Origin of the sequence: Arsenophonus sp. ENCA (genome assembly GCF_002287155.1) — a bacterium.
Classification (GTDB): Bacteria; Pseudomonadota; Gammaproteobacteria; order Enterobacterales; family Enterobacteriaceae; genus Arsenophonus; species Arsenophonus nilaparvatae.
Map to the genome: position 1 here is coordinate 1 of NZ_NHNG01000097.1, position 572 is coordinate 572.

The window sequence follows — 572 nt, forward strand, 5'->3', positions numbered from 1 at the left end:
TAACAAGCTGAAAATTCAGCGGCTAAATTTTTCAATTCTTCGACTGATAATCCAATGATTGCTTTACATAAACGATTATCTCGTAACAGCCGCTCTTTGTTGATCATTTCAAACCTTTATTCTCTAAGTTAAACCTCTTTTTATTCTCAATAGCGTGACAAAAAATGCAAGTCTCTATTCAGCAACTAGTTTAATAGCTAATGTACGTAAACATGGCACTACGGGTGTATCGCCGGAAGAGCGCATGCTACAAGAACGCTTAGCACTGTTGCCGCTGCCAAAAGTCATGCAAGCATTTCCTTTACCGATACATCAGACTCGCCCGATTCCTATGGAGAGCCTACAACATCCTTTGTCCGTCTATCAATCGATTCTGGAGATGCCTATATGAGTCTTCAGTATGAACGCATCGAAAAATTCTGCGAGCAGCTTAAACTGGAAAGACTAAGCACAGAGTGGCCAGCTGTAGCGCAGGCAACTGTCGACAAGAACGGTACACACGCTGACTTTCTAGAGTCTGTTTTACGACTCCAGTATGAAGGACTTACTGAACGTCGGCGTCAAACGATACT

General features: G+C 42.5%; 1 pseudogene. It reads left to right on the plus strand.

From position 1 onward, the window contains the following. Positions 1-387: 387 nt before the first annotated feature. Positions 388-572 (plus strand): annotated as a pseudogene (locus tag CBG25_RS02890) (AAA family ATPase); the annotation flags it as partial.